Source organism: uncultured Comamonas sp., from assembly GCF_964277875.1.
GTDB lineage: Bacteria > Pseudomonadota > Gammaproteobacteria > Burkholderiales > Burkholderiaceae_C > Comamonas > Comamonas sediminis.
The window spans coordinates 1-26889 of record NZ_CAXYJV010000024.1 but is presented as its reverse complement, the minus strand read 5'-3'; the positions used below and the strand labels follow the sequence as shown (position 1 = coordinate 26889).

Sequence of the window (26889 nt, the reverse complement as noted above, 5' to 3'; positions counted from 1 at the left end):
GGCTGTAGCTCAGCTGGATAGAGTACTTGGCTACGAACCAAGGGGTCGTGGGTTCGATTCCTGCCAGCCGCACCAAACGTCAAGCCTCAGAGTAGCAATGCTCTGAGGCTTTTTCGTTGCTGGGGCGGGCACCTCCTTGGATCCAACCGCCCCATGAAAAAAGCCGATCTCCATCCAGGAGACCGGCTTGTGACCCGCACAGCGACGGTGCGCTGACAGCTTATTTGGTCGGGCGAATCAGCACATACTGCGTCCACTCACCCCGGCGGAACAGCACATTGACGGGCTTGGACTTGTCGGCCTTGGCAACAGCCGCGTCGAACTGCTTGACGTCATTGATTTCCGTATTGGCAATACCCAGGATCACATCGCCCTGCTTCAGACCCGCGCGGGCAGCGGCCTCATCAGCCGACACAATCTGCACACCACCCTTGAGGTGCATGGACTTGCGCTGTGCATCGGTCAGGTCGGTAACCACCAGACCCAGCTGCTGCGCTGCAGTCGAAGGCTTTGACTTCTCTGGCTCCTTGCTCGAAGCAGCAGCATCTGCATTGGCGTCCGACGGAATTTCGATGATGGTGATCGGCAGGTCCAAGGTCTTGCCACGGCGGAATACGGTGACCATGCTCTTGGAGCCTGGCTTGGTGTTACCCACCCAACGCGGCAGATCGGCCAGCTTCTCCAGCGGCTTGCCGTCGAACTTGGTGATGATGTCACCCGCCTCCACACCAGCCTTCTCGGCAGGCGAGCCACTTTCCACGCCGGTCACCATCGCGCCTTGGGCCTTGCCCAGGCCAATCGATTCGGCCACATCCTTGCTGACGGTGGAAATCTGCACCCCGATCTTGCCGCGCACCACGCGGCCAGTGGCGCGCAACTGGTCGCTCACGCGCACCGCTTCATCGATGGGAATCGAGAACGAGATGCCCATAAAGCCGCCCGAGCGTGAGTAGATCTGGCTGTTGATACCCACGACCTCGCCACGCATGTTCAGCAACGGGCCGCCGGAGTTACCGGGATTGATGGCCACATCGGTCTGGATAAAGGGCAGGTAATCACCAGTGTCGCGCTGCTTGGCGGACACAATGCCGGCGGTCACCGAGTTCTCCAGCCCAAACGGCGAGCCGATCGCCATGACCCACTCACCCACCCGCAGGCGGTTCACGTCACCAATCTTGACGGCAGGCAGGCCCGTGGCCTCGATCTTCACCACCGCCACATCGGTGCGCTTGTCGGCGCCGACGATCTTGGCCTTGAACTCGCGCTTGTCGGTCAGGGTCACGATGACTTCATCGGCGCCATCGACCACATGCGCATTGGTCATCACATAGCCGTCTGCCGTCAGGATGAAGCCGGAGCCCAGGCCGCTGGGCACCTCATCGCCATCCGCGCCTGGGCGCTGCGGGCGTTGTTGCTTGGGGATGCTGGGGACAGGCAGGCCAAAGCGCTTGAAAAACTCCAGCATCTCGGGATCGAGACCACTTTGCGCTTGGCGGCTGGAGACCTTTTCCATCGTGCGAATATTGACCACCGATGGACCGACCTGGTCGACCAGGTCAGTGAAATCAGGCAGGCCACGCACGACCGCAGGCGCGGGGGTTTGGGCTGCCGCTGGCAGCATCATCGCGCTGCTGACGGACAGGATGGCCGCCAGTGCGCTGATCTGAAAAGGCTTCCAACGCTTTAGAGACATATCACTCCTCAATTTGACAATGGGGGCGGCGCAGCATCTGCAGGGACCCAAACCGCTTGCAATGGCGCCGTGCCGCAATTGGAGGGGCCATCTGCCTCAAGGTTCCAAGCGTGCATCACCATCAGATAGGCAGCAAACCACAGGTTTCAAGCCTCTGGCGCTGAAAGTCATAAAAAAACACCTGCACAGCAGGTGTTTTTGGAGGAACTCAGCGCCTGATCAGCACAGGCGCGAGGCCTTGTCGGCACAGCCATCACTGCGCTTTTCTGCATTGAAGGTGGCATTGCGCAAGAAGCCCGCTGGCATTTGCAGGTTGGCAGTAACGCCAATCTGACCGCGTGCCGCCAGCAACTCGTCAAGGCGCGGATCACGCAGCATGATCGTGGAGTTCTGGCCGACCGTCACTTGCTGCTGGACCAGCCCCTGGGCATTAGACCCCGCTGCAGGCCGGCCAGAAGCTGCTGAAGCGACCACCTGGGGAGCAGCGGCTGACGCGATCTGCTGGCGTCCATCATTGCCCGAGCCGTTCGACAGCAGGCCCACACTGTTCCAGCCCACCATGGCGACAGCAGCCACCGTGGCAAAGCCGGCCACCATCTTCCAGCGGAAGACCGAATGGTTGGCAGCATCCTGCACGGCGGCAGGTGTGACAGCCTGCGCAGCGGCCGTGGCCACTGCGGGCACGGCCACATCGCCTGGTGCGGGCTGTCCCTGGGCCACCAACGGTGGCTCCAGCGCAATCTTGGCATTCAATGCATTCAGGAACGCCAGGCTGTCAGAGCACGGCGCATGCGCCGTGCGCATCAGGTCGCCAATGACCTGGTAGGACTGCACCGAGGCGTAGCAATCCGCATCGTCTGCCAGATCCGGCAACGCGGCCAGCAGCTGGCTCAGCGTCTGGTCATCCAATTCACCGTCGATCCAGGCGGACAGCTGCTCACAGGCAGCCTGTGTGCTCTTGTTCAATGCTTGGTTTTCGAGATTCATAGCCATATTCCTAGCGGGCCCCAGGCCCTTGCAGCCAGTCATCACACTCATATCAGCTACCAACGCTTGCCAGACTGGCGTTCAAGCATGGGCTTTACCTTGGCGGAAATCGCCTCGCGGGCACGAAAGATTCGCGACCGCACGGTACCGATGGGGCAATCCATCGCAGCGGCGATGTCTTCGTAAGACATGCCTTCAATCTCACGCAGCACGATCGCCTGGCGCAGGTCCTCGGGCAACGCATCCATCGCGGTATTGACCGCCTGGGCAATTTCCTGGGCGGCAATAACCGTTTCCGGCGTTTCATCTGTGGTTAGTTCGCGCCCGGGCACATAAGTTTCATCGTCATCGTCTTTTCCGCGCAGCGCGCTTTCGGTCATCACCGGATTGCGGCTGAGCTCGACCATCGCCTTCTTGGCGGTATTGACGGCAATCCGGTACAGCCAGGTGTAGAACTGCGCGTCTCCCCGAAACTGCGGGAGTGCACGATAGGCACGCAAGAAAGTCTCCTGGGCCAGGTCAGGCACCAGATCCACATCGCGCACCATGCGCCCGATGAGGCGTTCAATGCGTCGCTGGTACTTGAGTACCAGCAGGCCATAGGCTTTTTGATCTCCTGCCACCGTGCGCTGCACCAGGTGCAGATCGCTGTCATTTGCATTCGGGGTACTGGCCGTTGGCGTTCCCGTCATAAAAGAGGCCCTCTTGGCTACAAGCTTGCAGCTATTGTTGTGGTTGTTCAGCTGTAGGCTTACACCTGATGGATGTTCTGCGGTTCAGCGGCAAGGGACGAGTATAAAACCCGACGAATATCCGGCCAACGCTCTGGATTAGAGGCTTTCACCACCAGCAGCCACTGACTGCGTCCATCGTTTTGCAGCGGCCAGGCCTGCAGCAAAATCCAGCTTTGCCCATCCATCAGCACGGCCAACTGTGCCAGCGCTTGGCGGTGTGCCGATGCCAGCGGGCCTTGCCCGAGGCACCACTGAGAGCCTGTCCAGCACAAACAAGTTCCCTCCCGCCACAGCGGCATACGACAGGCGATCGCCATGGCGAGTACCAACACAGCCACGGCCAGGGCACGCTGCCAGGCAGAAGGGGCGGCCACATGCATCCAGACGAGACCCAGCACAGTCGTGAGCCCCACCCAGCACGCCAATAGCAGACGGATGCGCGAAGGACTCGCCAGCACCCATGTCTGCGGCGCCATCATTGCGCGGGAGCCGTGATGCTGTCCCATGAGGGGGCGCTGAATAGAGACATCACCCCATTGTGCAATACGGCGCTCCGGCATGGCGCAGGGCAAACCCCTGCGGGGAGCACGCGACGCCCTTGCGTTGCCCATGCCCGCCAAAAACGACAAAGGCCTCTGCAGCAGAGGCCTTATCGAGGCATATCAGAAGTGGCGCCGAGACGCCCGCCTCATCACACCCGTTTGAACACCAGCGTACCGTTGGTGCCGCCAAAACCGAAGTTGTTCTTGACGGCGATGTCCAGCTTGGCGTCACGCGCCGTGTTCGCACAGTAGTCCAGATCACATTCCGGATCTTGGTCCACCAGGTTGATGGTCGGGGGAATCTTCTGATCCTTCAACGCCATGACGGTAAAGACGCTCTCGAGGCCGCCAGCACCACCGAGCAAATGCCCGGTCATCGATTTGGTCGAGCTGACCACCATCTTCTTGGCATGGTCACCCATGGCCGCCTTGATGGCATTGGTTTCGTTGAGGTCTCCCAGCGGCGTGGACGTGCCGTGGGCATTGAGGTAGTCCACCTGGTCGGCATTGACGCCTGCATTGCGCAGGGCAGCCAGCATGGCGCGGCGTGGGCCGTCCATGTTGGGCGCGGTCATGTGACCGGCGTCAGCGCTCATGCCATAACCCAGCAGCTCGGCATAGATCTTGACACCACGGGCCTTGGCGTGTTCGTACTCTTCAAGCACCACAATACCGGCGCCCTCACCCAGTACAAAGCCGTCACGGCCCTTGTCCCAGGGGCGCGATGCCGCCTTGGGATCGTCATTGCGTGTGGACAGTGCACGCATCGCTGCGAACCCTCCCACACCCAACGGGGAAACAGTGGCTTCGGAGCCGCCTGCAATCATCACGTCGGCATCGCCGTACTCGATCATGCGGCCAGCTTCACCGATACAGTGCAGGCCGGTCGTGCAAGCGGTCACCACCGACAGGTTCGGGCCCTTGAAGCCAAAACGCATCGATACATGACCTGCGACCATATTGATAATGGACGCGGGAACAAAGAAAGGCGTGATGCGACGCGCACCACGGCGCTCATATTCACCGTGTGTGTTCTCGATCAGCGGCAGGCCACCGATACCCGAACCGATCACACAGCCAATACGAGTTGCGAGCTCTTCATCCAGTGCCTCGCCCGAAGGCAGGCCGGCGTCTTTCACAGCCTCTTGGGCTGCGGCGATGCCGTAGTGAATGAAGGAGTCCATCGTGCGTGCTTCCTTGGCACTCATATAGGACTCAAGATCGAAACCCTTCACCTCACCCGCAATCTTGCAGCTGAAATCCGAGGTGTCGAACTTGGTAATGAGGTCAATGCCGGATTGACCGGCCAAAATGTTGGACCAGGCTTCAGCAACCGTGTTACCCACGGGGCTGATGCAACCCAGACCAGTCACGACGACGCGACGGCGACTCATGCGTTACAACTTTCTTGTTGATCTCTCGGAAGATTGGCAGCAAGACACTTGCGCCCCAGGGGCGCCAAGTGCATGCGCAATCAATTAAGCCTTTTGGTGGCTGTTGGCGTAGTCGATGGCGTTCTGCACCGTCGTGATCTTCTCTGCGTCTTCGTCAGGGATCTCGATCTCGAACTCATCTTCCAAAGCCATCACCAGTTCCACGGTGTCCAGCGAGTCAGCGCCCAGGTCGGCCACGAAGGCCTTTTCGTTCGTTACTTGAGACTCTTCCACGCCGAGTTGTTCGGCGATGATTTTCTTGACACGTGCTTCGATATCGCTCATGGTTTCCCTCTGGGGGTTGTGAATGAACCCGCGATTCTAGCTGCTTCAGCAATACCTGAGTGCAACTTGCCGTCGCGAGGAAACGGCATTCAACTTTCGTCAAATCTACATATACATGCCGCCATTGACATGCAACTCCTGTCCGGTCACATAACCGGCACCGTCTGAGGCCAAATAGACCACAGCGTTGGCAATGTCTTGCGGCTGTCCCAGCTTGCCCAGGGCAATCTGCGACTGCAGTGCTTTCTTCTGCTCTTCGGGCAACTGGGCCGTCATATCGGTCTCGATGAAACCAGGCGCCACGCAGTTGACCGTGATGCCGCGGCTGCCCAGTTCCTTGGCCAGCGAGCGCGTCATACCTGCCACGCCCGCCTTGGCGGCCGCGTAGTTGGCCTGACCGGCATTGCCGGATGCGCCCACCACACTGGTGATGCTGATGATACGGCCAAAACGCTGCTTCATCATCGGGCGGATGGCAGCGCGGCTGGCGCCGAACACGGCCTTCAGATTGGTGCCCAGCACGGCATCCCAGTCGTCATCCTTCATGCGCATGGCCAGGGTGTCGCGGGTGATACCGGCGTTGTTGACCAGCACATGCAGGCCGCCCTGGGTCTTGACCAGGCTGTCAATCAGCGCCTCGACGGCAGCGCCGTCGTTCACATCCAGCGCAACGCCACGCGAGCCGGCAAAGGCCGACAGCGCCTGCGAGATCTTGGCAGCGCCGTCTTCGGTCGTTGCCGTGCCGATCACCTGGTAGCCGGCTGCGCCGAGCGCCTGGGCGATGGCCGCGCCAATACCGCGCGATGCGCCGGTAACCAGGGCGACTTTGGCTGTGGAGGTGGTTTCAGTCATGCGATGGCTTCTTTGGTTTCTTGCAAAGTGGCGGGGTCGTACAGAGCCACACCGACGAGTTCAGGGTCAATGCGCTTGGTCATGCCGGTCAGCACCTTGCCCGGGCCGCACTCGACCAGGTGGGTGGCGCCCAGCGCACGCAGGCGCTGCACACATTCAACCCAGCGCACGGGGCCAAAGGCCTGGCGGTACAGCGCATCACGGATGGCATCGGCATCGCTGGGCATCGCCACATCGATATTGTTGAGCACAGGAATCTGGGGCGCAGCCAGTTGCAGCTCGGCCAGCGCCAGCTTGAGCTTTTCAGCAGCGGGCTTCATCAGGCTGGAATGGAAAGGTGCCGATACCGGCAGTGGCAGCGCGCGCTTGGCACCCGCTTCCTTCACGGCCAGGCTGGCCGCCTCCACTGCGGCCTTGGAGCCGGCGATGACGGTCTGGCCGGGGTCGTTGAAGTTCACCGCCTCGACGACCTCAGCGCCACCCAGCTGGGCAGTCACCTGGGCGCACACGGCCTTGACCTTCTCGGCATCCAGACCCAGCACCGCAGCCATGGCACCGGCGCCGACGGGCACGGCCTCCTGCATCGCAGCACCACGCAGGCGCACCAGCGGTGCGGCCTGGCTCAAGGTCAATACACCCGCAGCCACCAGTGCCGAATACTCGCCCAGCGAGTGGCCTGCAACGGCCATCGGCTGTGGGCCGCCTTCGGCCTGCCAGACACGCCATGCGGCAACACCCGCGACCAGCATCACCGGCTGGGTGTTGGCGGTCAGTGCCAGCGTTTCCTTGGGGCCGTTCTGGATCAGCGCACCCAGGTCCTCACCCAGCGCATCCGAGGCTTCTTGCAAAGCCTGGACAACGGCGGGGTGGCCACCCCAGGCATCGAGCATGCCCACGGACTGCGAGCCTTGGCCCGGAAATACAAATGCAAAAGCGCTCATGTCTCGGTTCAAATCAGTTTTTTATCAATCGGCGGATGGCAGCAGTCTCGGCAAAGCCGAGCCATGCTACATCGTCAGCAGCACGGCGCCCCAGGTGAAGCCACCGCCCACGCCTTCCAGCATCACATTCTGCCCAGGCTTGACCTGGCCGCTGCGCACCGCATGGTCCAGCGCCAGCGGGATCGAGGCTGCCGAGGTATTGCCATGCTGGTCCACCGTGACGACCACCTTCTCAGGCGCAAGCTTGAGCTTGCGTGCCGTGCTCATCATGATGCGCAGGTTGGCCTGGTGCGGGATCAGCCAATCGATATCGGCTTCCTGCATATGGGCTTTTTCGAGCGCAGCGCGCGCGGCCTTGTCCAGCACACCAACGGCGAGCTTGAACACCGCCTGGCCATCCATGCGCAGCAGCGGCGAGCCAATCACCTGGCCGCCCGAGACATTGCCCGGCACGCACAGAATGTCGACATGGCTGCCATCGGCATGCAGCTCGGTGGCCAGAATGCCGGGCTTGTCAGAGGCTTCGAGCACCACGGCGCCGGCACCATCGCCAAACAGCACACAGGTGGTGCGGTCATTGAAATCAAGAATGCGGCTGAACACCTCGGCACCCACCACCAGCACACGCTTGGCGCTGCCGGACTTGATCATCGAGTCCGCCACCGTCAGCGCATAGACGAAGCCGCTGCACACCGCCTGCATGTCAAACACCGGGCAGCCATTGGCAATGCCCAGCTTGTTTTGCAGGATCGCGGCGGTCGACGGGAACACCATGTCCGGCGTCGAAGTGGCGACGATGATCAGGTCGATATCGGTGGCCTGGATGCTGGCAGCCTCGAGGGCGTTCTTCGACGCCTCCAGCGCCAGATCGCTGGCTACCACATCGGGCGCTGCAAAATGGCGCGCCTTGATGCCAGTGCGCTCCACAATCCACTCGTCGGAGGTTTCCAGACCGCGCGTGGCCATTTCAGCGGCCAACTCATCATTGGTGACACGACGGGGCGGCAGGTAGCTGCCAGTGCCGATAATGCGGGAATAAATACTCATCGAATTCAGGTAGGAGACGTCACGGTTTTGGCAGCAGCAGCGCTGTCTGCCGACATCAGCAGGGGCGCTGCCGTCTGAATCTTGGTCTGCACACGCCCCAGCAAATCATTGCGGGCGGCATCATAGGCGCGCCGCAAGGCATGCTCATACGCCACCGCATCGGCCGAGCCATGGCTTTTGAAAACCAGGCCGCGCAATCCGAGCAATGCAGCCCCATTGTAGCGGCGGTGGTCCACCCGCTTCATCAAGCGCGCCAGCACCGGGTAAGCGATCACTGCGGCGATCTTCGTGAGCAGGTTGCGCTTGAACTCCTGCTTGAGCCCGTTGCTGATCATGCTGGCCACGCCTTCGCTGGCCTTGAGCGTGACATTGCCGACAAAGCCATCACAGGTCACGATATCCACCGTGCCCTTGAAGATGTCATTGCCTTCGACATTGCCGTAAAAGTTGAGATAACCCGATTGGCCAGCCGTGCGCAGCAGCTCGCCGGCGCGCTTGATGACCTCGCTGCCCTTGATGGCTTCTTCGCCAATATTGAGCAGGCCGACGGTGGGGTTTTCGGTGTTTTCGAGGGCGCTGACCAACGCAGAGCCCATGACAGCAAACTGCAGCAGATGCTCTGCCGTGCAGTCCACATTGGCGCCCAGGTCCAGCACCGTCGTGGCGCCGCCCTTGGCGTGGGGAAGTTGGGTGGCGATAGCCGGGCGGTCGATGCCCTCCATCGTCTTGAGCACATAACGGGCAATGGCCATCAGCGCGCCGGTATTGCCCGCCGACACGGCCGCCAGTGCGGCGCCTGTCTTCACCTGGCTGATGGCCACCCGCATCGAAGAATCCTTCTTCTTGCGCAGCGCCACTTCCACCGGGTCATCCATAGTGACCACTTCGCTGGCAGGCACGATGGTCGCACGCTCGTGCTGAAAAGACTGCAATGCCTCCGCCTGCCCGACCATCAGCAGATGGGCATCCGGGTGGCTATCCAAAAACTTCCTGCATGCGGGCAGCGTGACACGGATACCTGCGTCCCCACCCATGCAATCGACGGCCAGTGTGATCATTCGTTCGGTAATTCTTTGACGTTGTTCGCACCGAGTTCCAGTCCGCCGCGCCCCGCGCCGCTTCCTGGCAAGCAATAAAAAAGGCCCGCGCTACTATGTAGCTGCGGGCCTTTTTTATACAGCTATGGCTTAGGCTTCCGACTTGTTCTTCAGCACTTGGCGGCCACGGTAGAAACCGTTGGGGCTGATGTGGTGGCGCATATGGGTTTCGCCGGTGGTAGGCTCCACAGCGATACCAGGCACGTTCAGTGCGTTGTGCGAACGGTGCATGCCGCGCTTGGAAGGGGATTTCTTGTTTTGTTGAACAGCCATGATGGCTCCTGAGTCTTGAAAGGGTTGGTGACATGGCCTGCGCAATCACAAACGCATGCCCTAAATTTACGCGACTAGCCCATTAAAGACACGAGGGATTCGCGCGAAGCCTCAAATTATAGCAAAGATCGCAAGCAGGCTTCAAGCCACCCACACTAGGATTGGTTTTTATCGATACGCAGCGATGCCAGCGCCGCAAAAGGATTGGCTTTTTCCGCAGGGCGGTCGTCGAAATCCTGGGTGGCGGACTCCAGCTTCACATCGACCGGGCAGACATCGTGCATCGGCACCATGGGCAAGGCCATCAGCAGCTCGTCCTCGATCAGCTCCAGCGCATCGATCTGGGGCGCCAGCACCAGCACGTCCTCTTCGCTTTCATCGTCCAGCGCGGCCGCCGTGGCCTCGTCCTTCACAAAGCGGAAGGAGCGGCTGCTCTCGACGGCCACATCCACCGGGCGCATGCAGCGCTGGCACTGCAGCTGCATCCCGGTTTCCGCATGCAGATGCAGCCAGGCCTGGCCTGCGCCCCCAGCCGATTCCACCCATTCACCATCCAGCACCCAGCGCACAGACTCGGCCGCAGCGGCCTGGCCGCGCTGGTCTTCAGCCAGCAAACGGGCCAACTGCCCCAGGGGCAGCTCGCCTTCCAGCGCCGCGTTTTGGTGGGCAAAGGCCTTGATCTCAAGGCGATTGACTGAAAATTCCTTTGTCATGCGCGCCAGTGTAAGAGAATCTGGGCATGTCTGAATCCCTGATGCCCCGCGCCCTTGTACTGGGCTCCACCTCCCGCTACCGGCGAGAGCTTCTGTCGCGTTTGCGCCTGCCCTTCGAGACGGCCGCCCCCGATGTGGACGAAACCCCACAGCCCGGCGAGAGCCCGGCCGCGCTGGCGCTGCGGCTGGCGCTGGCCAAGGCCCATGCGGTGGCCGCCCAGTACCCCGATGCCATCGTGATCGGCTCGGACCAGGTGGCCGACCTGCACGGCCAGCCCTTGGGCAAACCGATGGTGCATGACAAGGCCGTGGCGCAGTTGCGCGCGATGAGCGGACAAAGCATGCAGTTCCACACCGCCGTGGCCGTGGTTTGCAAGGCCAGCGGCTTTGCGCAGGCGGATACCGCCGTGGTGCGGACCGTGTTCCGCCCGCTTGATGATGCAGAAATCGAACGCTACCTGCTTGCCGAGACCCCTTATGACTGCGCCGGCAGCGCCAAGAGCGAAGGCCTGGGCATCACCTTGCTCGACGCCATCGAAAGCGACGACCCCACCGCCTTGATCGGCCTGCCCCTGATCCGCACAGCCCGTTTGCTGCGCGCTGCCGGATTGCTGTTGCCATGACCCAACAAACCACCAAAGGCCGCCTTTTCCTGGTGCCCACTCCCCTCGATTTCGGCTGCGCCACCGAGGCGCCGCTGACCGATGTACTGCCGCTGCACACCGTGCAAGCCGCCGCCCGCATCACCCACTGGGTTTGCGAGAACGCCAAAAGCTGCCGCGCTTTTTTGAAGCGGGTGGATGCCGTTGCACCGCTGGCGCTGCCACTGCAACAGCAAACCATTGCCGAGCTGCCGCGCGAAGCCCATAAAAAAGGCGACCACAACCCGCAGACCGCCGCCAGCAGCGACAGCAGCAGCCTGGTTGCCGCCGCACTGCAAGGCCATGATGTGGGCCTGGTCAGTGAGGCAGGCATGCCTGCGATTGCCGACCCTGGCAGCTCGGTGGTGCGCGCCGCCCACGACGCGGGCATTGATGTGGTGCCGCTGGTCGGCCCCACCTCGCTGCTGCTGGCGCTGGCCGCCAGCGGCCTCAACGGCCAGAACTTTGCATTCGTTGGCTATGTGCCCAGCGATGCCGGCGACCGCAGCGCCCGCCTGCGCGAGCTCGAGCAACTGGCGCTGCGCCAGGGCCAGACGCAGATCTTCATCGAGACCCCCTACCGCAACCAGGCCCTGCTGGGCGCGCTGCTGCAAACCTTGCAGCCCAACACGCGCCTGTCCATCTCCAGCGGGCTGACCTTGGAGAGCGCCAACACACAAAGCCGCCTGGTCAAGCAGTGGAAGCCGCTCAACACCAGCCTGGACAACCGCACCCCGATGGTATTTGCGATTGGCCGTTGAGGGGCCGTTAAAGGCTGCAGCCCTTGCGGCTGCGACCATGAAAAAAGCGGTGCCAAGGCACCGCTTTGTCATTCAACCATGGACCTTGTCAGCGCACACTGGGCAGCAGCGACATGGAGCGCAAGGTACCCACGGCCCCCGCGCCCACCGAGGCACCAAAACGCTTGGCAAAGCGCTCGGCCACATTGTCGCGGCGCGTGTAGTCGACGACCTCTTCCGCACCGACGACATCGCGGGCCACCTGGTCGAGACTGCCCAGGCCATCGGCCAGGCCCAGCTTCACGGCCTCTTGCCCGGTCCAGAACAGGCCGCTGAAGGTGTCATCGGTTTCCTTGAGACGGTCACCCCGGCCCTGGCGCACCACCTGGATGAACTGCTGGTGGATCTGGCCCAGCATCTGCTGCGCATAGGCCTGTTGCTTGTCATTCATCGGGCTGAACGGATCCAGCATGCCCTTGTTCGCGCCAGCGGTGAGCAAGCGGCGCTCCACACCCAGCTTGTCCATCGTTCCGGTAAAGCCAAAACCATCCATCAGCACACCAATGCTGCCGACGATGCTGGCTTTGTCGACATAGATGCTGTCGGCTGCAGAGGCGATGTAGTAGGCGGCCGACGCACAGGACTCCTCGACCACGGCGTACATGGGCTTCTTGTACTGGGCCTTGAGGCGCACGATCTCGTCATTGATCATGCCCGCCTGAACGGGGCTGCCACCGGGCGAATTGATCAACAGCACCACGGCCTTGGCGCCATCGTCCTCGAAAGCGGTGCGCAGCGCGGCAATGACAAATTCGGCACTGGCGTCCGCACCGGAAGCGATCTCACCCTTGAGTTCCACCACCGCAGTGTGCTCGGAGGAGGTTTTGGCGGCGGAGCCATCCGAGCCAAACAGGTAGCTGCCCAATGCAATCACCAAACCCAGCCAGACCAGGCGGAAGAAAATCTTCCAGCGCCGAGCTGCGCGCTGCTCCTTGAGCGTGTCAAAAGCCAGGCGCTCCAGCACCGAGCGCTCCCAGCCCGGGCTGGGAGCTGCGGCAGCGGCGGGCGCCGCAGCGGCCGTCTGCCCCCACAGGTCGGGCGCCGGCGGCGGATTGTGCTGAGGATGGTTATCCATGGGGTTCATCTTAAAAATCAACAGGTTGGAGACGGTTATCCGGGTGCCAATAGACCACGCCATCGCTCTCACTCAGCGCAACCTTGACCAAACCGCCACGACAGGGACCGCCGGCACAGGCTCCAGTATCGGGCACATAGGCCGCGCCGTGGGTAGCACAGAGCAACCAGTTACCTGTGTCGTCGAAAAAACGCCCCGGCTGGTAGTCCATCTCCATCGCCACATGGGTGCAGCGGTTCAAGTAGGCGTGCACGCCATCGTGGTAGCGGATCACAAAGGCCTGGCAGGCCTGACCGGCGTACAGAACATCAAAGGCAACCGCCCGTCCGCCGTGCACCAGCGCATCGCTCTGGCACAGGGCCAGCATGGGGGCCGGAACTTCTGCCATCACCACACCTGTTCACCGCGTCTCATCTGACTGTACATACAGACAGTGATTGCACCATAGCTAGGCATGATCCGCCATCCATTGTTGCAGTTCAGCAACGGAATGGGCCACATACAAAGGCTTGAAGGCCTCAAACCCACCGTAATGGTGCGCCCCATAGCTCACACCCACGCTGGCACAACCGGCATTGACGGCCATTTGCAGGTCATGCGTGGTGTCACCCACCATCAGCAGCCGCTCAGGCGCCACATCCAGCTCGGCCATCAGCTCCTGCAGCATCAGCGGGTGGGGCTTGCCTGCCGTCTCGTCCGAGGTGCGCGTCGCATGGAAGCGCCCCTTGAGCAAGGTCGTATCCAGCACCCGGTCCAACCCATGGCGGTTCTTGCCGGTGGCAATGGCCAACAGGTGGCCGCTGGCGGTCATCTGGTCCAGCAGTTCCAGCACGCCCTCGAACAAGGTCACCTGCTCCTGGCGCTTGAGGAAATGCAGGCGGTAGCGATTGGTCAGCGCCACCATCTGGTCTTCCGGCACATCGGGCGCGGCATGGCGCAGCGCGCTTTGCAGGCTCATGCCGATGACATACTGGGCTTCTACCAGGCTGGGCACCGTACCGCCCACATCCCGCACCGCATCCTGGATCGACAGCGCAATCGCCGCCGTCGAATCAAACAAGGTGCCATCCCAGTCAAAGGCGATCAGGTCAAATTGGCGGGCCATAGGGTGTTCTTTCTATATCTGTCACAAAACTGATTCACCGGCCGCCGAGGCTGCCGCCACAAAATCCGCCAGCTCCGGCGGTAACTCTGCGCCCAGTTGCACACGCTCTGCCGTCTGCGGGTGGTTGAACTGCAGGCGCCAGGCGTGCAGAAACATGCGCTTGAGGCCGTGCTTGGCCAGGCGCTTGTTCAGATCGAAGTCGCCATATTTCTCGTCGCCGGCAATCGCATGGCCGCTGCTGGCCAGGTGCACGCGAATCTGGTGGGTGCGGCCGGTCTTGATCGTCACCTCCAGCAGACTCATCGCCGGCAGGCCCAGCGGGTGCCGGGCTGCAAACACCTGCTGCACCTTGACCAGCGAGACCGAGCGCATGCCCTCGGGGTCGTCGGCCGTCGTGGCGCGCACGCGGCGCTCGCCGTCGGGCAGCAGGTATTTGCGCAGCGGTGTATCGATCACCTTCTTGTTGGCTGGCCATTCACCGATGACCAGGGCCAGATAGGTCTTGCCCGTCTCGCGCTCACGGAACTGGTCCTGCAGATGGGTCAGGGCCGAGCGCTTCTTGGCCACCAGCAAAATGCCCGAGGTTTCGCGGTCCAGCCGGTGCACCAGTTCCAGAAAGCGGGCATCCGGGTGGGCACGGCGCAGCTGCTCGATGACGCCAAAGCTGACGCCCGAGCCGCCATGCACCGCCACGCCGGCGGGTTTGTTGATCGCCAGCATGACATCGTCATCGAGCAACAAGGGAAACTCCCTAGCTGGCACGGCGCGCTCGGCTTCCTCGGGCTTGGCCGCGACGCGTACCGGTGGAATCCGGACCACATCGCCCGGTTGTACGCGAGTGTCCGCTGTCGTGCGGCCCTTGTTGATACGGACTTCACCCTGGCGGATGATGCGGTAGATATGGGTCTTGGGTACGCCCTTGAGGTGGCGCATCAGAAAATTGTCCAGGCGCTGGCCTGCGTCGTCGGGGTGGACCTCGACCAGCCTTACAGCCACTGGGGGTGCTTGTGGACTACGGGGCTCGCCCGGTTTGCCCCCTATAATATGTTTCACCTGCGCGATAGAGTTATTGGTTTACCGGTGAGCAGTTTAATTCACCCACCAGTACCCGCACAGGCCGGTCGATGTCTGGCTGATCGCCTTGCCGCCCCACCTGCATACCAAAAGATTGCGCAGGGGACGCCGAGTGAATCAGGCGGACAGACACATTGAAACAACGAAAAAACAGATTTTTGGCGACCGCTGTCGCAAAGGCCTGCAACCAGGCCCCGCTCAGCTGATCGTCTTCACACCAACATGTTGATTTTGTGGGCTTGGATGGCAACTCTCTGGCACAGCAGCAGCTGTGCGCCAGTGCGTCTTGCCGTGCCCGCTGTGCGCATGTTCTCAGGGCAGATATCCCAGCCGGAGGCAGCCCAGCGCTGGCTGGCCGGGTATTTACATGCCCTCTCCCGCGTGCCTAGATCCCCTGTGCTGACATAAGTATTACCAGCAAACATGACACGCTCTGTGAATTCTTTCGTTTCTCTGCGTCTGTCCCGGCATCTGTGGCTCCAGTAAGAGCCTGTTTATTGTTGGGATTGGAGACAGGTGCCTGACTGACAAAGGCAGCCTGTCCCGCATTACGAAGGACGCGCATCATGAAACGGATGCTGATCAACGCCACGCAAGCTGAAGAGCGCCGCCTCGCCATTGTTGATGGCCAAAAGCTGCTGGACTACGAAATCGAAATCGAAGGCCGCGAACAACGCAAAGGCAATATCTACAAAGCCGTTGTTACCCGGGTCGAACCCTCCCTGGAAGCCTGCTTTGTCGACTACGGCGAAGACCGCCACGGCTTTCTGCCCTTCAAGGAAATCTCCAAGCAGTATTTCGCCGAAGGCGTCTCCCCCAGCCAGGCCCGCATCAATGATGTGATCAAGGAAGGCCAGGAGCTGATCGTTCAGGTCGAAAAGGAAGAACGTGGCAACAAGGGCGCGGCCCTGACCACCTTCATCTCGCTGGCCGGCCGCTATGTGGTGCTGATGCCCAACAACCCCCGTGGTGGTGGTGTCTCGCGCCGCATCGAAGGCGACGAGCGCGCCGAGCTCAAGGAGGCGATGGACCAGCTGGACTACCCCAAGGGCATGTCCATCATCGCGCGCACCGCCGGCATCGGCCGCAGCGCACCCGAGCTGCAATGGGATCTGAACTACCTGCTCAAGCTCTGGGGCGCCATCGACGGCGCAGCCAAGTCGGGCAAGGGCGCCTTCCTGATCTACCAGGAATCGAGCCTGGTGATCCGCGCGATCCGCGACTATTTCCACAATGACATCGGCGACATCCTGATCGACACCGATGACATTTATGAACAAGCCCAGCAGTTCATGGCCCATGTGATGCCTGAGCATGCTGCCCGCGTCAAGCGCTACCGCGATGACGCGCCGCTGTTCAGCCGCTTCCAGATCGAGCACCAGATCGAGTCGGCCTACTCCCGCACCGTGACCCTGCCTTCGGGCGGCGCCATCGTGATCGACCACACCGAAGCGCTGGTCTCCATCGACGTGAACTCGGCCCGCGCCATCAAGGGCGGCGACATCGAGGAAACCGCCACCCGCACCAACCTGGAAGCGGCCGACGAAGTGGCCCGCCAGATGCGCCTGCGCGACCTGGGTGGTCTGATCGTGATCGACTTCATCGACATGGAAGAGTCGAAGAACCGCCGCGATGTGGAAAGCCGCCTGCGTGACGCGCTGCGCCAGGACCGTGCCCGTGTGCAGTTCGGCACCATCAGCAAGTTCGGCCTGATGGAAATGAGCCGCCAGCGCCTCAAGCCTGCGCTGAGCGAAGGTGCCCACATCAACTGCCCACGCTGCGGCGGCTCCGGCCACATCCGCGATGCGGAAAGCTCGGCGCTGCAGATCCTGCGCATCATCCAGGAAGAGTCGATGAAGGACAACACGGCAGCCGTCAACTGCCAGGTGCCGGTCGAAGTCGCCTCCTTCCTGCTCAACGAAAAACGTACCGAAATCCAGAAGATCGAGCTCAAGCAGCGCGTGTCCGTCACCATGGTGCCCAACAAGGCGCTGGAGACCCCGCACTACAAGCTCGAGCGCATGAAGCACGACGACCCCCGTCTGGACTCGATGGAGGCGAGCTACAAGCTGGCTGACCCCGAAGAGGAAAGCCTGGGCTTCACCCGCCGCTCGCAAGAGCCGACCAACAAGCAGACCCCGGTCATCAAGGGCGTGCTGCCCGATGCACCGGCGCCGATTGCCGAGCCACGCCCGGCACCTGCTGCACGTACCGCCAATCCGCAAAACGGCAAGCCGGCAGGCGCCCCCGCCGCAGCGCCCGCTGCAGCTCCTGTGGCCGCACCGCAAAAGGGCTTCTTCGCCTGGCTCAAGCGCTTCTTCGGCATGGCCCCTGAGCCCGCACCGGCTCCCGTGCCTGCACCCGCAGCAGCACCGGCTGCCGACGCCCGCCGTGAAAACCGCGATGGCCGCAACGCCAACAACCGTGGCGGCCGTGGGGACCGTGCAGAGCGCGGCGACCGTGGTGACCGCAAGGACGGCAACCGCCCTGCCCGTGGCGAGCGCGCCGAAGGCGAACAACGCGGTGAGCGCAATGGCCGTGGCAACAACGGCTCGGCCGACGGCAGCCGCAGCCCCCGTGGCGGCGACCAGGAAGGCCGCAACCGCCGTGGTGAGCGCGGTGACCGCCAGGAGCGCAGCCGCCGTGACGACGCCCCGCTGAACCCGCAAGCCGGCGACAACGCCGCTGCCAACGGCGAGCGCCAGGAACGCGCACCCCGCCCCGAGCGCGCTCCCCGCGAGCCGCGTGAAGGCCGCCGCGACCGTGGTGAGCGCCAGGACCGCCGCAACAACAACGGTGAAGAGGCGGCCCAGCCCCTCAACGCCGTCGCACCGGCACCCCTCAACGCTGATGCGGTGATTGCCTCCCTGCCATCGCTGGACCTGGATACCGGCAACCAAGCCGCACCAGGCGCTGCTGATGCAGACGGCGCAACGCCAGAACGCCGTGAGCGCCGCTCGCGTGACCGCTATGGCCGCGACCGCCGCAACCGTGGTGAGCGCGAGCGCAATGGCCGTGACGAGCAGGCCGAAGGCGACAACGCCGCCGCCGACTCGGGCTTTGGCGCCGATGCTGCCCCTGCCGTGCCGCAAGACACCGACGAGGCACCACGCCGCAGCTACTTCAACGCAGCGCCTGCCGCCGCACCGGTAGAAGCCCCAGCGCCCGCCGTGGCCGATGTGGTACCGCCTCCTGCCCCTGTGGCGCAAGCCGAGGTACCGGTTGCTGCCCAGGAAGCTGCACCCGTGGCCGCTGTGGCTCCAGTCGTGCCTGCCGCCCCCGTCGCAGCAGCACCGGTGGTTGCAGCCCCTGCGCCCGTCGCTGCCGAGCCAGCCAAGGCCGGTCTGCCAGCGATTGCCAGCTACAGCCTGCCGCTGGATGCACTGCACCAGATCGCCAGCACCGCAGGTCTGCAATGGATCAACTCCGATGCCGACAAGATCGCCGCCGTGCAAGCGGCCATCGCCGCCGAGCCCAAGCCGGTGCATGTGCCGCGTGAGCGCCAGCCCGTGGTGCAGATCGACCAGGGCCCGCTGATCCTCGTCGAGACCCGCAAGGATCTGACCGACCTGGTCCTGCCCTTTGAGCGCGAAACCGCTTAAAAAACGCTGACCCAGCAACCCTCAGGCCGGAGCGATCCGGCCTGTTTCATTGATGGAGCCCCTGATGCTGTTTCTGCTCTCGCCCGCCAAATCTCTGGACTATGAAACCCCGCTGCCTGCCGGCCTGCCCAGCACGCAGCCCCAGTTCATCCCCCAGTCCAAGGCCTTGATCGCGGTGCTGCGCACCCAGTCGCCGCAGCAGATCGCCAGCCTGATGGACATCAGCGACAAGCTGGCCGCGCTGAATGTGGCCCGCTATGAGGCCTGGTCGCCCAAGTTCAGCAGCAAGAACGCGCGCCAGGCCATCATGGCCTTCAATGGCGATGTCTATGACGGCCTGCAGGCCTCCACCTTGAGCGCCAAGCAGCTGGACTGGGCGCAGTCCCATCTGTGCATGCTCAGCGGCCTCTACGGCGTGCTGCGCCCGCTCGATCTGATGCAACCCTACCGGCTGGAGATGGGTACGCGCCTGGCCACCGAGCAAGGCAGCAACCTCTACCATTTCTGGGGCACGCAGATCGCCGACTACCTCAATGCGCAGCAGGCCGGCGAAGACAAGCCGGTGGTCGTCAACCTGGCCTCGCAGGAGTACTTCAAATCGGTCGACCGCAAGGTGCTGCGCGCCCGCGTCATCGACTGCAGCTTTGAGGACTACAAGAACGGCCAGTACAAGACCATCAGCTTCTTTGCCAAGAAGGCCAGGGGCATGATGGCGCGCTACGCCATCGAGCACCAGACCAAGACGCCGGCGGCGTTGAAGAAGTTCGGCACTGCAGGCTACGCCTTCACGCCCGAGGCCTCGAGCGAAGACCATTTCGTGTTCAGGCGCAAGGTCGATTGATGGGACTTTGATGCACAATGGGCCGCGAAAGGAATCTGATGACCGCCTCGCAACCCCTCACCCCGGAACTGCGCGCCTGGATCATTGATCAGGCGAGCGCAGGCGTCAGCGCCGACCGCGTGTTCAAAGCCATGTGCGATGCCGGCTGGAATGCCGATGTCGCCGAGTCTGCGATGGAATCGGTGCTGACCGAGCACCTCGCGCAGTTGCAGGCGAGCAGGGAGACCGTAGCGGCTGCCTCTGCGCCTGCCGTCTCGTCCCGTCCGCTGCCCGAACCCAACCTGGCGCAATCGCCCTCCACCATTGATGTCGGTGACCGCGAAGTCAGCGTGCTGCTGTCTCTGCAGCACCCGCGTGTCGTCGTCTTCGGCAACCTGCTGTCCGACGAGGAGTGCGATGCCATCATCGCCGCCGCTGAGCCGCGCATGCAGCGCTCGCTGACCGTCGAGACGCAGACCGGCGGCGAAGAAGTCAATGCCGACCGCACCAGCGATGGCATGTTTTTTCAGCGTGAGGAAACACCTGCCGTCGCCGCGCTGGAGCGCCGCATCGCCAAGCTGGTCAACTGGCCGGAAAACCATGGCGAAGGCCTGCAGGTGCTGCACTACCGGCCCGGTGCCGAGTACAAGCCGCACTACGACTACTTCGACCCGACCCAGCCCGGCACGCCGACGATCCTCAAGCGTGGCGGCCAGCGCCTGGCCACCCTGGTGATCTACCTGAACAACCCGCAAGCCGGCGGCGGCACCAGCTTCCCCGATGTGGGGCTGGAAGTCGCACCGCGCCGTGGCAATGCCGTGTTCTTCAGCTACCCCGCGCCCGACCCTGCAACCAAGAGCCTGCATGGCGGCTCACCGGTGATCGCCGGCGAGAAATGGATCGCCACCAAGTGGTTGCGCGAGGGCGAATTCAAGTAAACCACAGCCGCCGCCTGGCCCCACGCAGGCAGCGGCCGCTTTTTGTTCCACAGCATGACCGTCTCCCCTTCACCCGAGCAATCGCCCCTGGGCCAGCGCTCCGCCTACATCGACCAGTACGACCCCACCCTGCTCTTCCCGCTGCCCCGCCAGGCCAAGCGCGACGAGATCGGCCTGCAGCCCGACAAGCTGCCCTTTTTTGGCGCCGACCTGTGGACGGCCTATGAAGTCTCCTGGCTCAACCTGCGCGGCAAGCCCCAGGTCGCGCTGGTGAGCTTCACGATTCCCTGCGAAACACCCAACATCGTCGAGAGCAAGTCCTTCAAGCTCTACCTCAACAGCTTCAACAACAGCCGCTTTGGCTCGGCCGATGAAGTGCGCGCCAAGCTGCTGGCCGATATCAGCGAAGCCGTATGGCGCGGCGCGCCCTACCAGGCCTCGGTCGGCGTGCAGATGATCGACCCCGAGGTGTTCGACACCCTGCCACTGCAGGAGCTCGACGGCCTGAACCTGGACCGGCTGGATATCGACTGCGAGCACTACCAGCCCCAACCCCAGCTGCTGCGCGCCGCCTTTGACGAGGCGCCCGTCACCGAGACCCTGTGCAGCCGCCTGCTCAAGAGCAACTGCCTGGTCACCGGCCAGCCCGACTGGGGCAGCGTGCGCATCAGCTACACCGGCCCGGCGATCGACCAGGAGCGCCTGCTGCAGTACATCGTGAGCTTTCGCAACCACAACGAGTTCCACGAGCAGTGCGTCGAGCGCATGTTTGTCGACATCTGGAAGCACTGCAAGCCGATCCGCCTGACGGTCTACGCCCGCTACACGCGCCGGGGTGGTCTGGACATCAACCCGCTGCGCACCAGCCAGCCGATGGCCCTGCCGGCCAACATCCGCACCGCACGCCAGTAATCAGTCGAGGTCGTCAAACAGCGGCAAGGTGTAGGGGTCGGCCTTTGGCTCCGCAACGCCCAGGCGGTTTTGGGCCTGGCGCATCGCCTGCCCGTCGCCCACCAGCCCTTGGGCCAGGGCCTGCTCCAGCGGCAGCAGGCCGCCTACCCGCACCCCCAACAGCCGAAGCCGCTGGTCCAACGGTGCGCGCTTGAGGCACTGGCCGGCCGCATGCCGGATGGCAGCGGCATCCTGGGTGTAGAGCGGCAGGCTGTGGTCGCGCGTGGCGATGCGAAAGTCCGGGTAGCGCAGCTTGATGCCAATCGTGCGCCCCACATAGCCCTTGCGCTGCAAGTCAGCAGCCACCATCTGGCACAGCTCGGTAAAGATGGCCCCCAGCTCGGCCTTGTCGCGCACCGCATGCAGGTCGCGGTCAAACGTGGTCTCGCGGCTCATCGATACCGGCTCGCTCTCGGTCACCACGGGCCGGTTGTCCCGCCCCCAGCTCGATGCATGCAGCCAGGCGCCGTAGCTGCGGCCAAAGTGCTCCACCAACCAGGGCAGGTCCTTGGCGGCCAGATCGCCCAGCGTGTGGATGCCCAGCGCCTGCAGCTTGGCATCGGCCTTGGGGCCCACGCCATTGATCTTGCGGCAGGCCAGCGGCCAGATCATCGTTTGCAGATCGCTCTCGAGCACGATGGACACGCCGTTGGGCTTGTTGAACTCGCTGGCCATTTTGGCCAATTGCTTGTTGGGGGCCACCCCCACCGAGCAGGTCAGCCCGGTGGCCGCATGGATGGCCGCCTGCATCCGCAGCGCCAGGCTGCGGCCATGGTCGTCCTGACCGCCTTCGACATGGGTGAAGTCGATGTAGACCTCGTCCACGCCCCGGTCCTCCATCTGCGGCGCCATCGCGGTGATGATGGCCTTGAACTGGCGCGAAAAATGCCGGTAGCGCGCAAAATCCACCGGCAGCAAAATGGCCTGCGGGCACAGCTTGGCCGCCTTCATCATGCCCATCGCCGAGCCCACGCCAAAGGCGCGCGCCGGGTAGGTGGCCGTGGTGATCACGCCCCGGCCCACATAGTCCTTGAGCTGGGGAAAAGCCTCGGGCGGGATCGCGTCGAGCCGGTCGCCATAGCGCGCTTTCAGCGCCTCATCTTCGGCCCTGCGGCCCCCGCCGATGATGACCGGCAGGCCCTTGAGCTGCGGGTAGCGCAGCAGCTCGGCCGAGGCATAGAAGGCATCCATGTCCAGATGCGCAATGCGGCGGCGCGGAGGCAGACCAGGCGGCGATGGCGGGGGGGCGGAGCACACCTGGCTATTGTCTCCCAGCGCGGCGCGGCTTGCAGCCGCCCCCGGTGCAGATGCCGCCGCTGTGGGGCTATCGTGTGGCTCAGTGGTCGTGGTGCAGATAGGCGGCCTGCTTGGGCAGGCGCAGACTGAACAGGAAGGCAATCACCATCATCACCGTCACATACCAGAAGAAGGCATTTTCATGGCCGGCATTCTTCAGTGCCAGCGCGACGAACTCGGCCGATCCGCCAAAAATCGCATTCGCCACCGCATAGGCCAGGCCCACGCCCAGCGCACGCACTTCGGGCGGGAACATCTCCGCTTTGACGATGCCCGAGATCGAGGTGTAGAAGCTCACAATCGCCAGCGCGACAAGGATCAGCAGCCCGGCCATGACCGGCGACGAGGCCTGGTGCAGGGTGGTCAGAATCGGCACCGTGCCAAGGGCACCGAGCGCGCCAAACAGCATCATGCTGGTGCGCCGGCCAATGCGGTCGGACAGCGCGCCAAACAGTGGCTGCATGCACATGTACACAAACAGGCAGACGGTCATCACATAGCTGGCCGTCTTGATCGGCAGGCCCACGCTGTTGACCAGGTACTTCTGCATGTAGGTGGTGAAGGTGTAGAAGATCAGCGAGCCGCCGGCGGTATAGCCCAGCACGGTGACAAAGGCGCGCCAGTGGTGCTTGAACAGGTTGCCCAAGGTGCCGGTTTCCTTGTTCTGCATGGCCTCGGTGGACTGGGTCTCATGCAAGGTGCGGCGCAGCAGCATCGCCACAACCGCCGCAGCAGCACCCACAACAAAGGGAATGCGCCAGCCCCAGGCACGCAGCTCGGCGTCGCTCAGTACCGCTTCCAGAATCACGATCAGCAGCACGGCCAGCAACTGGCCGCCGATCAGGGTGACATACTGGAACGACGAGAAAAAGCCGCGCTGGCCCTTGAGGGCCACTTCGCTCATATAGGTGGCCGTGGTGCCATATTCACCGCCCACCGACAGGCCCTGGAACAAGCGGCAGAGCAGCAGCAGGAACGGCGCCCAGGCGCCAATCTGTGCATAGGTCGGCAGGCAGGCAATCACCAGCGAGCCAGCGCACATCATCGTCACCGAGATCAGCATCGATTTCTTGCGGCCGTACTTGTCGGCAATGCGGCCAAACAGCCAGCCGCCGATCGGGCGCATCAAAAAGCCGGCAGCAAAGACGCCGGCGGTGTTCAGCAGCTGTACGGTGGGGTCACCCTTGGGAAAGAAGGCAGCGGCAAAGTAGATGGCTGAGAAGGCATAGACATAGAAGTCAAACCATTCCACCAGGTTGCCCGACGAGGCCGCCATGATGGAGAAAATGCGGTGGCGCTTTTCTTCCGGGCTGTAATGGGGCGGTGTAGTGGCCGAAGCCTGGGCGGCCGACGGCCCAGCGCTTGGCGTGGAGGGTGTTGTCATTGGAGTGGTCCCGTATAGCAATGCAGACCATGATGCGCCGCCCGCGAGACCCCCTGATGTCAGACGGGCGCTGAATTTCCAGCGCGCAGCCCCTTCAGGATTACAGTTGAGTGCAGATCACCACAATGCCGACCAGCATCAGCGCAATGCCCCACTTCTCGTTGCGGCGCAGCTGCTCCTTGAGCACCCGGCGCGAGACCAGGTAGCTGAACACCACCTCGACCATACCCAGGGTGCGCACCGAGGCGGCGCTTTGCAGCGCATAGGCGCTGAACCAGGCGAGAGACGCGGCACTCCCCATGCAGCCCGCCAACAGCGACACGCGCCAGGCCTTGGCAATGCGCAGCAGCACGCCGCGGTCACGCCAGAGGAACCAGGCGCCCATCGCCAGGGTCTGCATGCACTGCGCAATGAACACGCCCCAGGCGCCCGACAGCAGCGCGCTGGGCGCATTGAGTGCCAGCGCGGCACCCCGAAAGCCCACGGTCGCAATCGCAAAGCAGGCGCCGCAAATGAGGCCATACATCGCGGCTTTGCTGCGCCAGTCTAGCTTGGCGCCGATCTGGCGCGGCGGCAGTGACAGCAGCGCCACGCCCAGGGTGGCAATGGCCATCGCCGCCAGCGCCCAGTAGGTGGGCAGCTCGCCCAGAAAGACCGCGCCAAACAGCGCCACCTGCAGCACCTCGGTTTTGGACAGGGTCACGGCGACGGCAAAATTGCGCTGCTGCATCGCCAGCAGCAGGGCGCCGGTCGCGGCAATCTGGAAGAAAGCGCCCAGCGCCAGCCAGCCAAAATAGGCGCCCGTCCAATGCGCAATCTCAGGCGCTTTTGCAGGCAAGGTATAGAGCAGCACCAGCGCCAGCCCAGCCAGCGGCAGGCCGTAGAGAAAGCGCACCAAGGTCGCAGCCCAGGTGCCCAGGTCGCGGGTCAGCGAGCGCTGCGCCGCATTGCGCGCCGTCTGCGCGATCGCGGCAAATACCACCAGTGCCATCCACCAGCCACCCCATTGCATTCCCGCTCCGTCAGCCATCACCGCATCCACTTCATCACTAGGGCCCCGATGGTAGGCGATCACTGCCCTTTGTGCGCCTGCATTTGGCGATGCGAGCCTGCGGCATCAAAAGGGGCCAGCACCCGGCCTGCTCCTGCCTCACTCAATAAGGCTGGGGATAGGTGCCGGGCACCAGAATCCGCTGGTCCACGTTGTTGATGTTGGTGTGGCCGCAGAAGGCCATCGACACATCCAGCTCCTTGTGGATGATCTGCAGCGCGCGCGTCACCCCTTCCTGGCCATAGGCACCCAGGCCGTACAGAAAGCTGCGGCCGATCAACGTGCCCTGGGCGCCCAGCGCGCGGGCCTTGAGGACATCCTGGCCACTGCGGATACCGCTGTCCAGCCAGACCTCGATGTCCTTGCCGGCGGCCTGCACGATCGACGGCAGCGCATCGATGGTCGCCGGTGCGCCATCAAGCTGGCGGCCCCCGTGGTTGCTGACGATCAGCGCGTCCGCGCCGGTCTCTGCCGCCAGCCGCGCATCCTCGGCTTCCATCACGCCCTTGAGGATCAGCTTGCCGCCCCAGCGTTTCTTGATCCACTCCACATCGCCCCAGTTCAGGCAGGGGTCAAACTGGTCAGCCGTCCAGGACGACAGCGAACTCACATCGGCCACGCCATCGACATGGCCGACGATATTGCCAAAGGTGCGGCGCTTGGCGCCGAGCATGCCCATGCACCAGCGCGGCTTGGTCGCCAGGTTGAGGAGGTTCTTCAAGGTGGGCTTGGGCGGGGTGGACAGGCCGTTCTTGATGTCCTTGTGGCGCTGGCCCAGGATCTGCAGATCCAGGGTGAGCTGCAAGGCCGAACAGTTCGCCGCCTTGGCCCGGTCGATCAGGCGCTCCATGAAGTCCCGGTCGCGCATCACATAGAGCTGGAACCAGAACGGGTGGCGGCCCGTGTGCTCGGCCACATCTTCGAGCGAGCAGATGCTCATCGTCGACAGGGTGAACGGAATGCCAAAGGCCTTGGCCGCGCGGGCCGCCAGGATCTCGCCATCGGCATGCTGCATGCCGGTGAGGCCCGTCGGCGCAATGGCCACCGGCATGCTGACCTCCTGCCCCACCATCGTGCTGCGCGTGCTGCGGCCTTCCATATTGACGGCCACACGCTGGCGCAGCTTGATCTTGTGGAATGCTGCCTCGTTGTCCCGGTAGGTGCCCTGGGTGTACGAGCCCGAGTCCGCATAGTCGTAAAACATCCGGGGCACGCGCTTTTCAGCCAGCACGCGCAAATCTTCAATACATGTGATTTTGGATAAATCAGCCACAAATCTTCCTTGTTATCAAGCCACTGCAGCGGCGCTGGCGGCCAGGCCACTGTGTAACGCGCCCTTCGCTGGGTCCCTGTCGCCCAGGGGGCACAGCCGCCGTCCTAGGCGTGTGGACTACGGGTTTTACAGGACTGCGGGTAAACAGATAGGCCGACATTATGTCGATGTTCTATCCATCCAGGTGTATAGAACCTGCTTGCGATCTCTACGCAGCCGCGTTGGAGTGCAATCGGGATGAGTTCGAAGCGATGGTCCGCAGCTTGCACCGGGGTGCAAGCA

Annotated in this window: 26 protein-coding genes; 6 read left to right on the top strand and 20 right to left on the bottom strand. The window is 63.1% G+C overall.

Features of this window, described 5'->3' with window-relative positions; all coding sequences use genetic code 11:
- Nucleotides 1–220: 220 nt before the first annotated feature.
- The 12 genes from ACHWUQ_RS09255 to ACHWUQ_RS09200 all read right to left on the bottom strand — a co-directional run bounded on the left by ACHWUQ_RS09255 (nt 221) and on the right by ACHWUQ_RS09200 (nt 10597).
- Nucleotides 221–1693, bottom strand: coding sequence for a DegQ family serine endoprotease (locus ACHWUQ_RS09255; protein WP_394680962.1), 1473 nt, complete (start codon nt 1691–1693; stop codon nt 221–223).
- A 219-nt stretch (nt 1694–1912) separates the two neighbouring features.
- Nucleotides 1913–2680 carry a sigma-E factor negative regulatory protein gene (locus ACHWUQ_RS09250; protein ID WP_369459049.1) on the bottom strand — a complete coding sequence of 256 codons (768 nt, stop codon included), beginning with the start codon at nt 2678–2680 and terminating at the stop codon, nt 1913–1915.
- A 56-nt stretch (nt 2681–2736) separates the two neighbouring features.
- Nucleotides 2737–3372: an RNA polymerase sigma factor RpoE gene (rpoE, locus tag ACHWUQ_RS09245; RefSeq protein ID WP_182343191.1), complete on the bottom strand. Its 636-nt coding sequence runs from the start codon at nt 3370–3372 to the stop codon at nt 2737–2739.
- 59 nt (nt 3373–3431) lie between these two features.
- Nucleotides 3432–3974: a hypothetical protein gene (locus tag ACHWUQ_RS09240; RefSeq protein WP_394680961.1), complete on the bottom strand. Its 543-nt coding sequence runs from the start codon at nt 3972–3974 to the stop codon at nt 3432–3434.
- Between the two features lie 131 nt (nt 3975–4105).
- The gene (gene fabF, locus ACHWUQ_RS09235) at nt 4106–5350 is read right to left on the bottom strand and encodes a beta-ketoacyl-ACP synthase II (RefSeq protein WP_394680960.1); all 1245 of its coding nucleotides are present in this window, start codon (nt 5348–5350) and stop codon (nt 4106–4108) included.
- 84 nt (nt 5351–5434) lie between these two features.
- Nucleotides 5435–5674, bottom strand: coding sequence for an acyl carrier protein (acpP, locus tag ACHWUQ_RS09230; RefSeq protein ID WP_021027954.1), 240 nt, complete (start codon nt 5672–5674; stop codon nt 5435–5437).
- A gap of 105 nt (nt 5675–5779) precedes the next feature.
- Nucleotides 5780–6526, bottom strand: coding sequence for a 3-oxoacyl-ACP reductase FabG (fabG, locus tag ACHWUQ_RS09225; RefSeq protein WP_133854927.1), 747 nt, complete (start codon nt 6524–6526; stop codon nt 5780–5782).
- Nucleotides 6523–7467: an ACP S-malonyltransferase gene (gene fabD / locus ACHWUQ_RS09220; RefSeq protein ID WP_394680959.1), complete on the bottom strand. Its 945-nt coding sequence runs from the start codon at nt 7465–7467 to the stop codon at nt 6523–6525. The genes fabG and fabD overlap by 4 nt, the downstream gene beginning before the upstream one ends.
- A gap of 66 nt (nt 7468–7533) precedes the next feature.
- Nucleotides 7534–8514, bottom strand: a complete 981-nt coding sequence (locus ACHWUQ_RS09215; protein ID WP_394680958.1) for a beta-ketoacyl-ACP synthase III — start codon at nt 8512–8514, stop codon at nt 7534–7536.
- Nucleotides 8515–8519: 5 nt separating this feature from the next.
- Nucleotides 8520–9572 (bottom strand): phosphate acyltransferase PlsX, encoded by a 1053-nt coding sequence (gene plsX / locus ACHWUQ_RS09210; protein ID WP_239810965.1) that lies wholly within the window; start codon nt 9570–9572, stop codon nt 8520–8522.
- A 129-nt stretch (nt 9573–9701) separates the two neighbouring features.
- Complete coding sequence (gene rpmF, locus ACHWUQ_RS09205; protein ID WP_021027949.1) at nt 9702–9884, bottom strand: 50S ribosomal protein L32; 183 nt, start codon at nt 9882–9884, stop codon at nt 9702–9704.
- 155 nt (nt 9885–10039) lie between these two features.
- Nucleotides 10040–10597: a YceD family protein gene (locus ACHWUQ_RS09200; protein ID WP_394680957.1), complete on the bottom strand. Its 558-nt coding sequence runs from the start codon at nt 10595–10597 to the stop codon at nt 10040–10042.
- 26 nt (nt 10598–10623) lie between these two features.
- Between ACHWUQ_RS09200 and ACHWUQ_RS09195 the strand changes: the two genes are divergently transcribed.
- Nucleotides 10624–11220 carry a Maf family nucleotide pyrophosphatase gene (locus ACHWUQ_RS09195; protein ID WP_394680956.1) on the top strand — a complete coding sequence of 199 codons (597 nt, stop codon included), beginning with the start codon at nt 10624–10626 and terminating at the stop codon, nt 11218–11220.
- Nucleotides 11217–11999 (top strand): SAM-dependent methyltransferase, encoded by a 783-nt coding sequence (locus ACHWUQ_RS09190; protein ID WP_312833588.1) that lies wholly within the window; start codon nt 11217–11219, stop codon nt 11997–11999. Before ACHWUQ_RS09195 ends, ACHWUQ_RS09190 begins: the two co-directional genes overlap by 4 nt.
- 88 nt (nt 12000–12087) lie before the next feature.
- On the opposite strand, the gene ACHWUQ_RS09185 is transcribed toward ACHWUQ_RS09190, so the two are convergent.
- The 4 genes from ACHWUQ_RS09185 to ACHWUQ_RS09170 are packed head-to-tail and all read right to left on the bottom strand — an operon-like array spanning nt 12088 to nt 15271.
- The gene (locus tag ACHWUQ_RS09185) at nt 12088–13122 is read right to left on the bottom strand and encodes a S49 family peptidase (RefSeq protein ID WP_394680955.1); all 1035 of its coding nucleotides are present in this window, start codon (nt 13120–13122) and stop codon (nt 12088–12090) included.
- A 1-nt stretch (nt 13123) separates the two neighbouring features.
- On the bottom strand, nt 13124–13501 hold the full coding sequence (locus ACHWUQ_RS09180; protein ID WP_394680954.1) for a Rieske (2Fe-2S) protein: 378 nt from the start codon (nt 13499–13501) through the stop codon (nt 13124–13126).
- Between the two features lie 60 nt (nt 13502–13561).
- Nucleotides 13562–14218 carry an HAD-IA family hydrolase gene (locus ACHWUQ_RS09175; protein ID WP_394680953.1) on the bottom strand — a complete coding sequence of 219 codons (657 nt, stop codon included), beginning with the start codon at nt 14216–14218 and terminating at the stop codon, nt 13562–13564.
- A 21-nt stretch (nt 14219–14239) separates the two neighbouring features.
- The gene (locus ACHWUQ_RS09170) at nt 14240–15271 is read right to left on the bottom strand and encodes an RluA family pseudouridine synthase (RefSeq protein ID WP_239810958.1); all 1032 of its coding nucleotides are present in this window, start codon (nt 15269–15271) and stop codon (nt 14240–14242) included.
- Between the two features lie 587 nt (nt 15272–15858).
- Between ACHWUQ_RS09170 and ACHWUQ_RS09165 the strand changes: the two genes are divergently transcribed.
- From ACHWUQ_RS09165 to queF, 4 genes are all read left to right on the top strand, one after another.
- Nucleotides 15859–18894 (top strand): Rne/Rng family ribonuclease, encoded by a 3036-nt coding sequence (locus ACHWUQ_RS09165; protein ID WP_394680952.1) that lies wholly within the window; start codon nt 15859–15861, stop codon nt 18892–18894.
- Between the two features lie 64 nt (nt 18895–18958).
- Nucleotides 18959–19735 (top strand): peroxide stress protein YaaA, encoded by a 777-nt coding sequence (yaaA, locus tag ACHWUQ_RS09160; protein ID WP_312417293.1) that lies wholly within the window; start codon nt 18959–18961, stop codon nt 19733–19735.
- A 38-nt stretch (nt 19736–19773) separates the two neighbouring features.
- A complete protein-coding gene (locus tag ACHWUQ_RS09155; RefSeq protein ID WP_239810955.1) occupies nt 19774–20652 on the top strand; it encodes a 2OG-Fe(II) oxygenase in 879 nt (292 codons plus the stop codon).
- Between the two features lie 54 nt (nt 20653–20706).
- Entirely contained in the window at nt 20707–21564 is an 858-nt protein-coding gene (gene queF / locus ACHWUQ_RS09150; protein ID WP_312417289.1) for an NADPH-dependent 7-cyano-7-deazaguanine reductase QueF, read from the top strand.
- On the opposite strand, the gene ACHWUQ_RS09145 is transcribed toward queF, so the two are convergent.
- The 4 genes from ACHWUQ_RS09145 to ACHWUQ_RS09130 form a co-directional block, all read right to left on the bottom strand.
- A complete protein-coding gene (locus ACHWUQ_RS09145; protein WP_394680963.1) occupies nt 21565–22794 on the bottom strand; it encodes a Y-family DNA polymerase in 1230 nt (409 codons plus the stop codon).
- A 145-nt stretch (nt 22795–22939) separates the two neighbouring features.
- A complete protein-coding gene (locus ACHWUQ_RS09140) occupies nt 22940–24283 on the bottom strand; it encodes an MFS family transporter (RefSeq protein WP_394680951.1) in 1344 nt (447 codons plus the stop codon).
- Between the two features lie 100 nt (nt 24284–24383).
- Complete coding sequence (locus ACHWUQ_RS09135; protein WP_312417286.1) at nt 24384–25295, bottom strand: DMT family transporter; 912 nt, start codon at nt 25293–25295, stop codon at nt 24384–24386.
- A 142-nt stretch (nt 25296–25437) separates the two neighbouring features.
- On the bottom strand, nt 25438–26607 hold the full coding sequence (locus ACHWUQ_RS09130; protein WP_394680950.1) for an L-lactate dehydrogenase: 1170 nt from the start codon (nt 26605–26607) through the stop codon (nt 25438–25440).
- Between the last annotated feature and the right edge of the window lie 282 nt (nt 26608–26889).

Excerpts from the sequence above, each read along its gene's own strand:
- yaaA (WP_312417293.1), top strand. The coding sequence starts at position 18,959 with ATGCTGTTTCTGCTCTCGCCCGCCAAATCTCTGGACTATGAAACCCCG.
- ACHWUQ_RS09165 (WP_394680952.1), top strand. The coding sequence starts at position 15,859 with ATGAAACGGATGCTGATCAACGCCACGCAAGCTGAAGAGCGCCGCCTC.
- queF (WP_312417289.1), top strand. The coding sequence starts at position 20,707 with ATGACCGTCTCCCCTTCACCCGAGCAATCGCCCCTGGGCCAGCGCTCC.
- ACHWUQ_RS09185 (WP_394680955.1), bottom strand. The coding sequence starts at position 13,122 with ATGAACCCCATGGATAACCATCCTCAGCACAATCCGCCGCCGGCGCCC.
- fabD (WP_394680959.1), bottom strand. The coding sequence starts at position 7,467 with ATGAGCGCTTTTGCATTTGTATTTCCGGGCCAAGGCTCGCAGTCCGTG.
- ACHWUQ_RS09190 (WP_312833588.1), top strand. The coding sequence starts at position 11,217 with ATGACCCAACAAACCACCAAAGGCCGCCTTTTCCTGGTGCCCACTCCC.
- ACHWUQ_RS09240 (WP_394680961.1), bottom strand. The coding sequence starts at position 3,974 with ATGCCGGAGCGCCGTATTGCACAATGGGGTGATGTCTCTATTCAGCGC.
- plsX (WP_239810965.1), bottom strand. The coding sequence starts at position 9,572 with ATGATCACACTGGCCGTCGATTGCATGGGTGGGGACGCAGGTATCCGT.
- acpP (WP_021027954.1), bottom strand. The coding sequence starts at position 5,674 with ATGAGCGATATCGAAGCACGTGTCAAGAAAATCATCGCCGAACAACTC.
- ACHWUQ_RS09140 (WP_394680951.1), bottom strand. The coding sequence starts at position 24,283 with ATGACAACACCCTCCACGCCAAGCGCTGGGCCGTCGGCCGCCCAGGCT.
- rpmF (WP_021027949.1), bottom strand. The coding sequence starts at position 9,884 with ATGGCTGTTCAACAAAACAAGAAATCCCCTTCCAAGCGCGGCATGCAC.
- ACHWUQ_RS09215 (WP_394680958.1), bottom strand. The coding sequence starts at position 8,514 with ATGAGTATTTATTCCCGCATTATCGGCACTGGCAGCTACCTGCCGCCC.
- ACHWUQ_RS09155 (WP_239810955.1), top strand. The coding sequence starts at position 19,774 with ATGACCGCCTCGCAACCCCTCACCCCGGAACTGCGCGCCTGGATCATT.
- ACHWUQ_RS09195 (WP_394680956.1), top strand. The coding sequence starts at position 10,624 with ATGTCTGAATCCCTGATGCCCCGCGCCCTTGTACTGGGCTCCACCTCC.
- ACHWUQ_RS09135 (WP_312417286.1), bottom strand. The coding sequence starts at position 25,295 with ATGCAATGGGGTGGCTGGTGGATGGCACTGGTGGTATTTGCCGCGATC.
- fabF (WP_394680960.1), bottom strand. The coding sequence starts at position 5,350 with ATGAGTCGCCGTCGCGTCGTCGTGACTGGTCTGGGTTGCATCAGCCCC.
- ACHWUQ_RS09180 (WP_394680954.1), bottom strand. The coding sequence starts at position 13,501 with ATGGCAGAAGTTCCGGCCCCCATGCTGGCCCTGTGCCAGAGCGATGCG.
- fabG (WP_133854927.1), bottom strand. The coding sequence starts at position 6,526 with ATGACTGAAACCACCTCCACAGCCAAAGTCGCCCTGGTTACCGGCGCA.
- ACHWUQ_RS09200 (WP_394680957.1), bottom strand. The coding sequence starts at position 10,597 with ATGACAAAGGAATTTTCAGTCAATCGCCTTGAGATCAAGGCCTTTGCC.
- rpoE (WP_182343191.1), bottom strand. The coding sequence starts at position 3,372 with ATGACGGGAACGCCAACGGCCAGTACCCCGAATGCAAATGACAGCGAT.
- ACHWUQ_RS09255 (WP_394680962.1), bottom strand. The coding sequence starts at position 1,693 with ATGTCTCTAAAGCGTTGGAAGCCTTTTCAGATCAGCGCACTGGCGGCC.
- ACHWUQ_RS09175 (WP_394680953.1), bottom strand. The coding sequence starts at position 14,218 with ATGGCCCGCCAATTTGACCTGATCGCCTTTGACTGGGATGGCACCTTG.
- ACHWUQ_RS09250 (WP_369459049.1), bottom strand. The coding sequence starts at position 2,680 with ATGAATCTCGAAAACCAAGCATTGAACAAGAGCACACAGGCTGCCTGT.
- ACHWUQ_RS09145 (WP_394680963.1), bottom strand. The coding sequence starts at position 22,794 with ATGGATGCCTTCTATGCCTCGGCCGAGCTGCTGCGCTACCCGCAGCTC.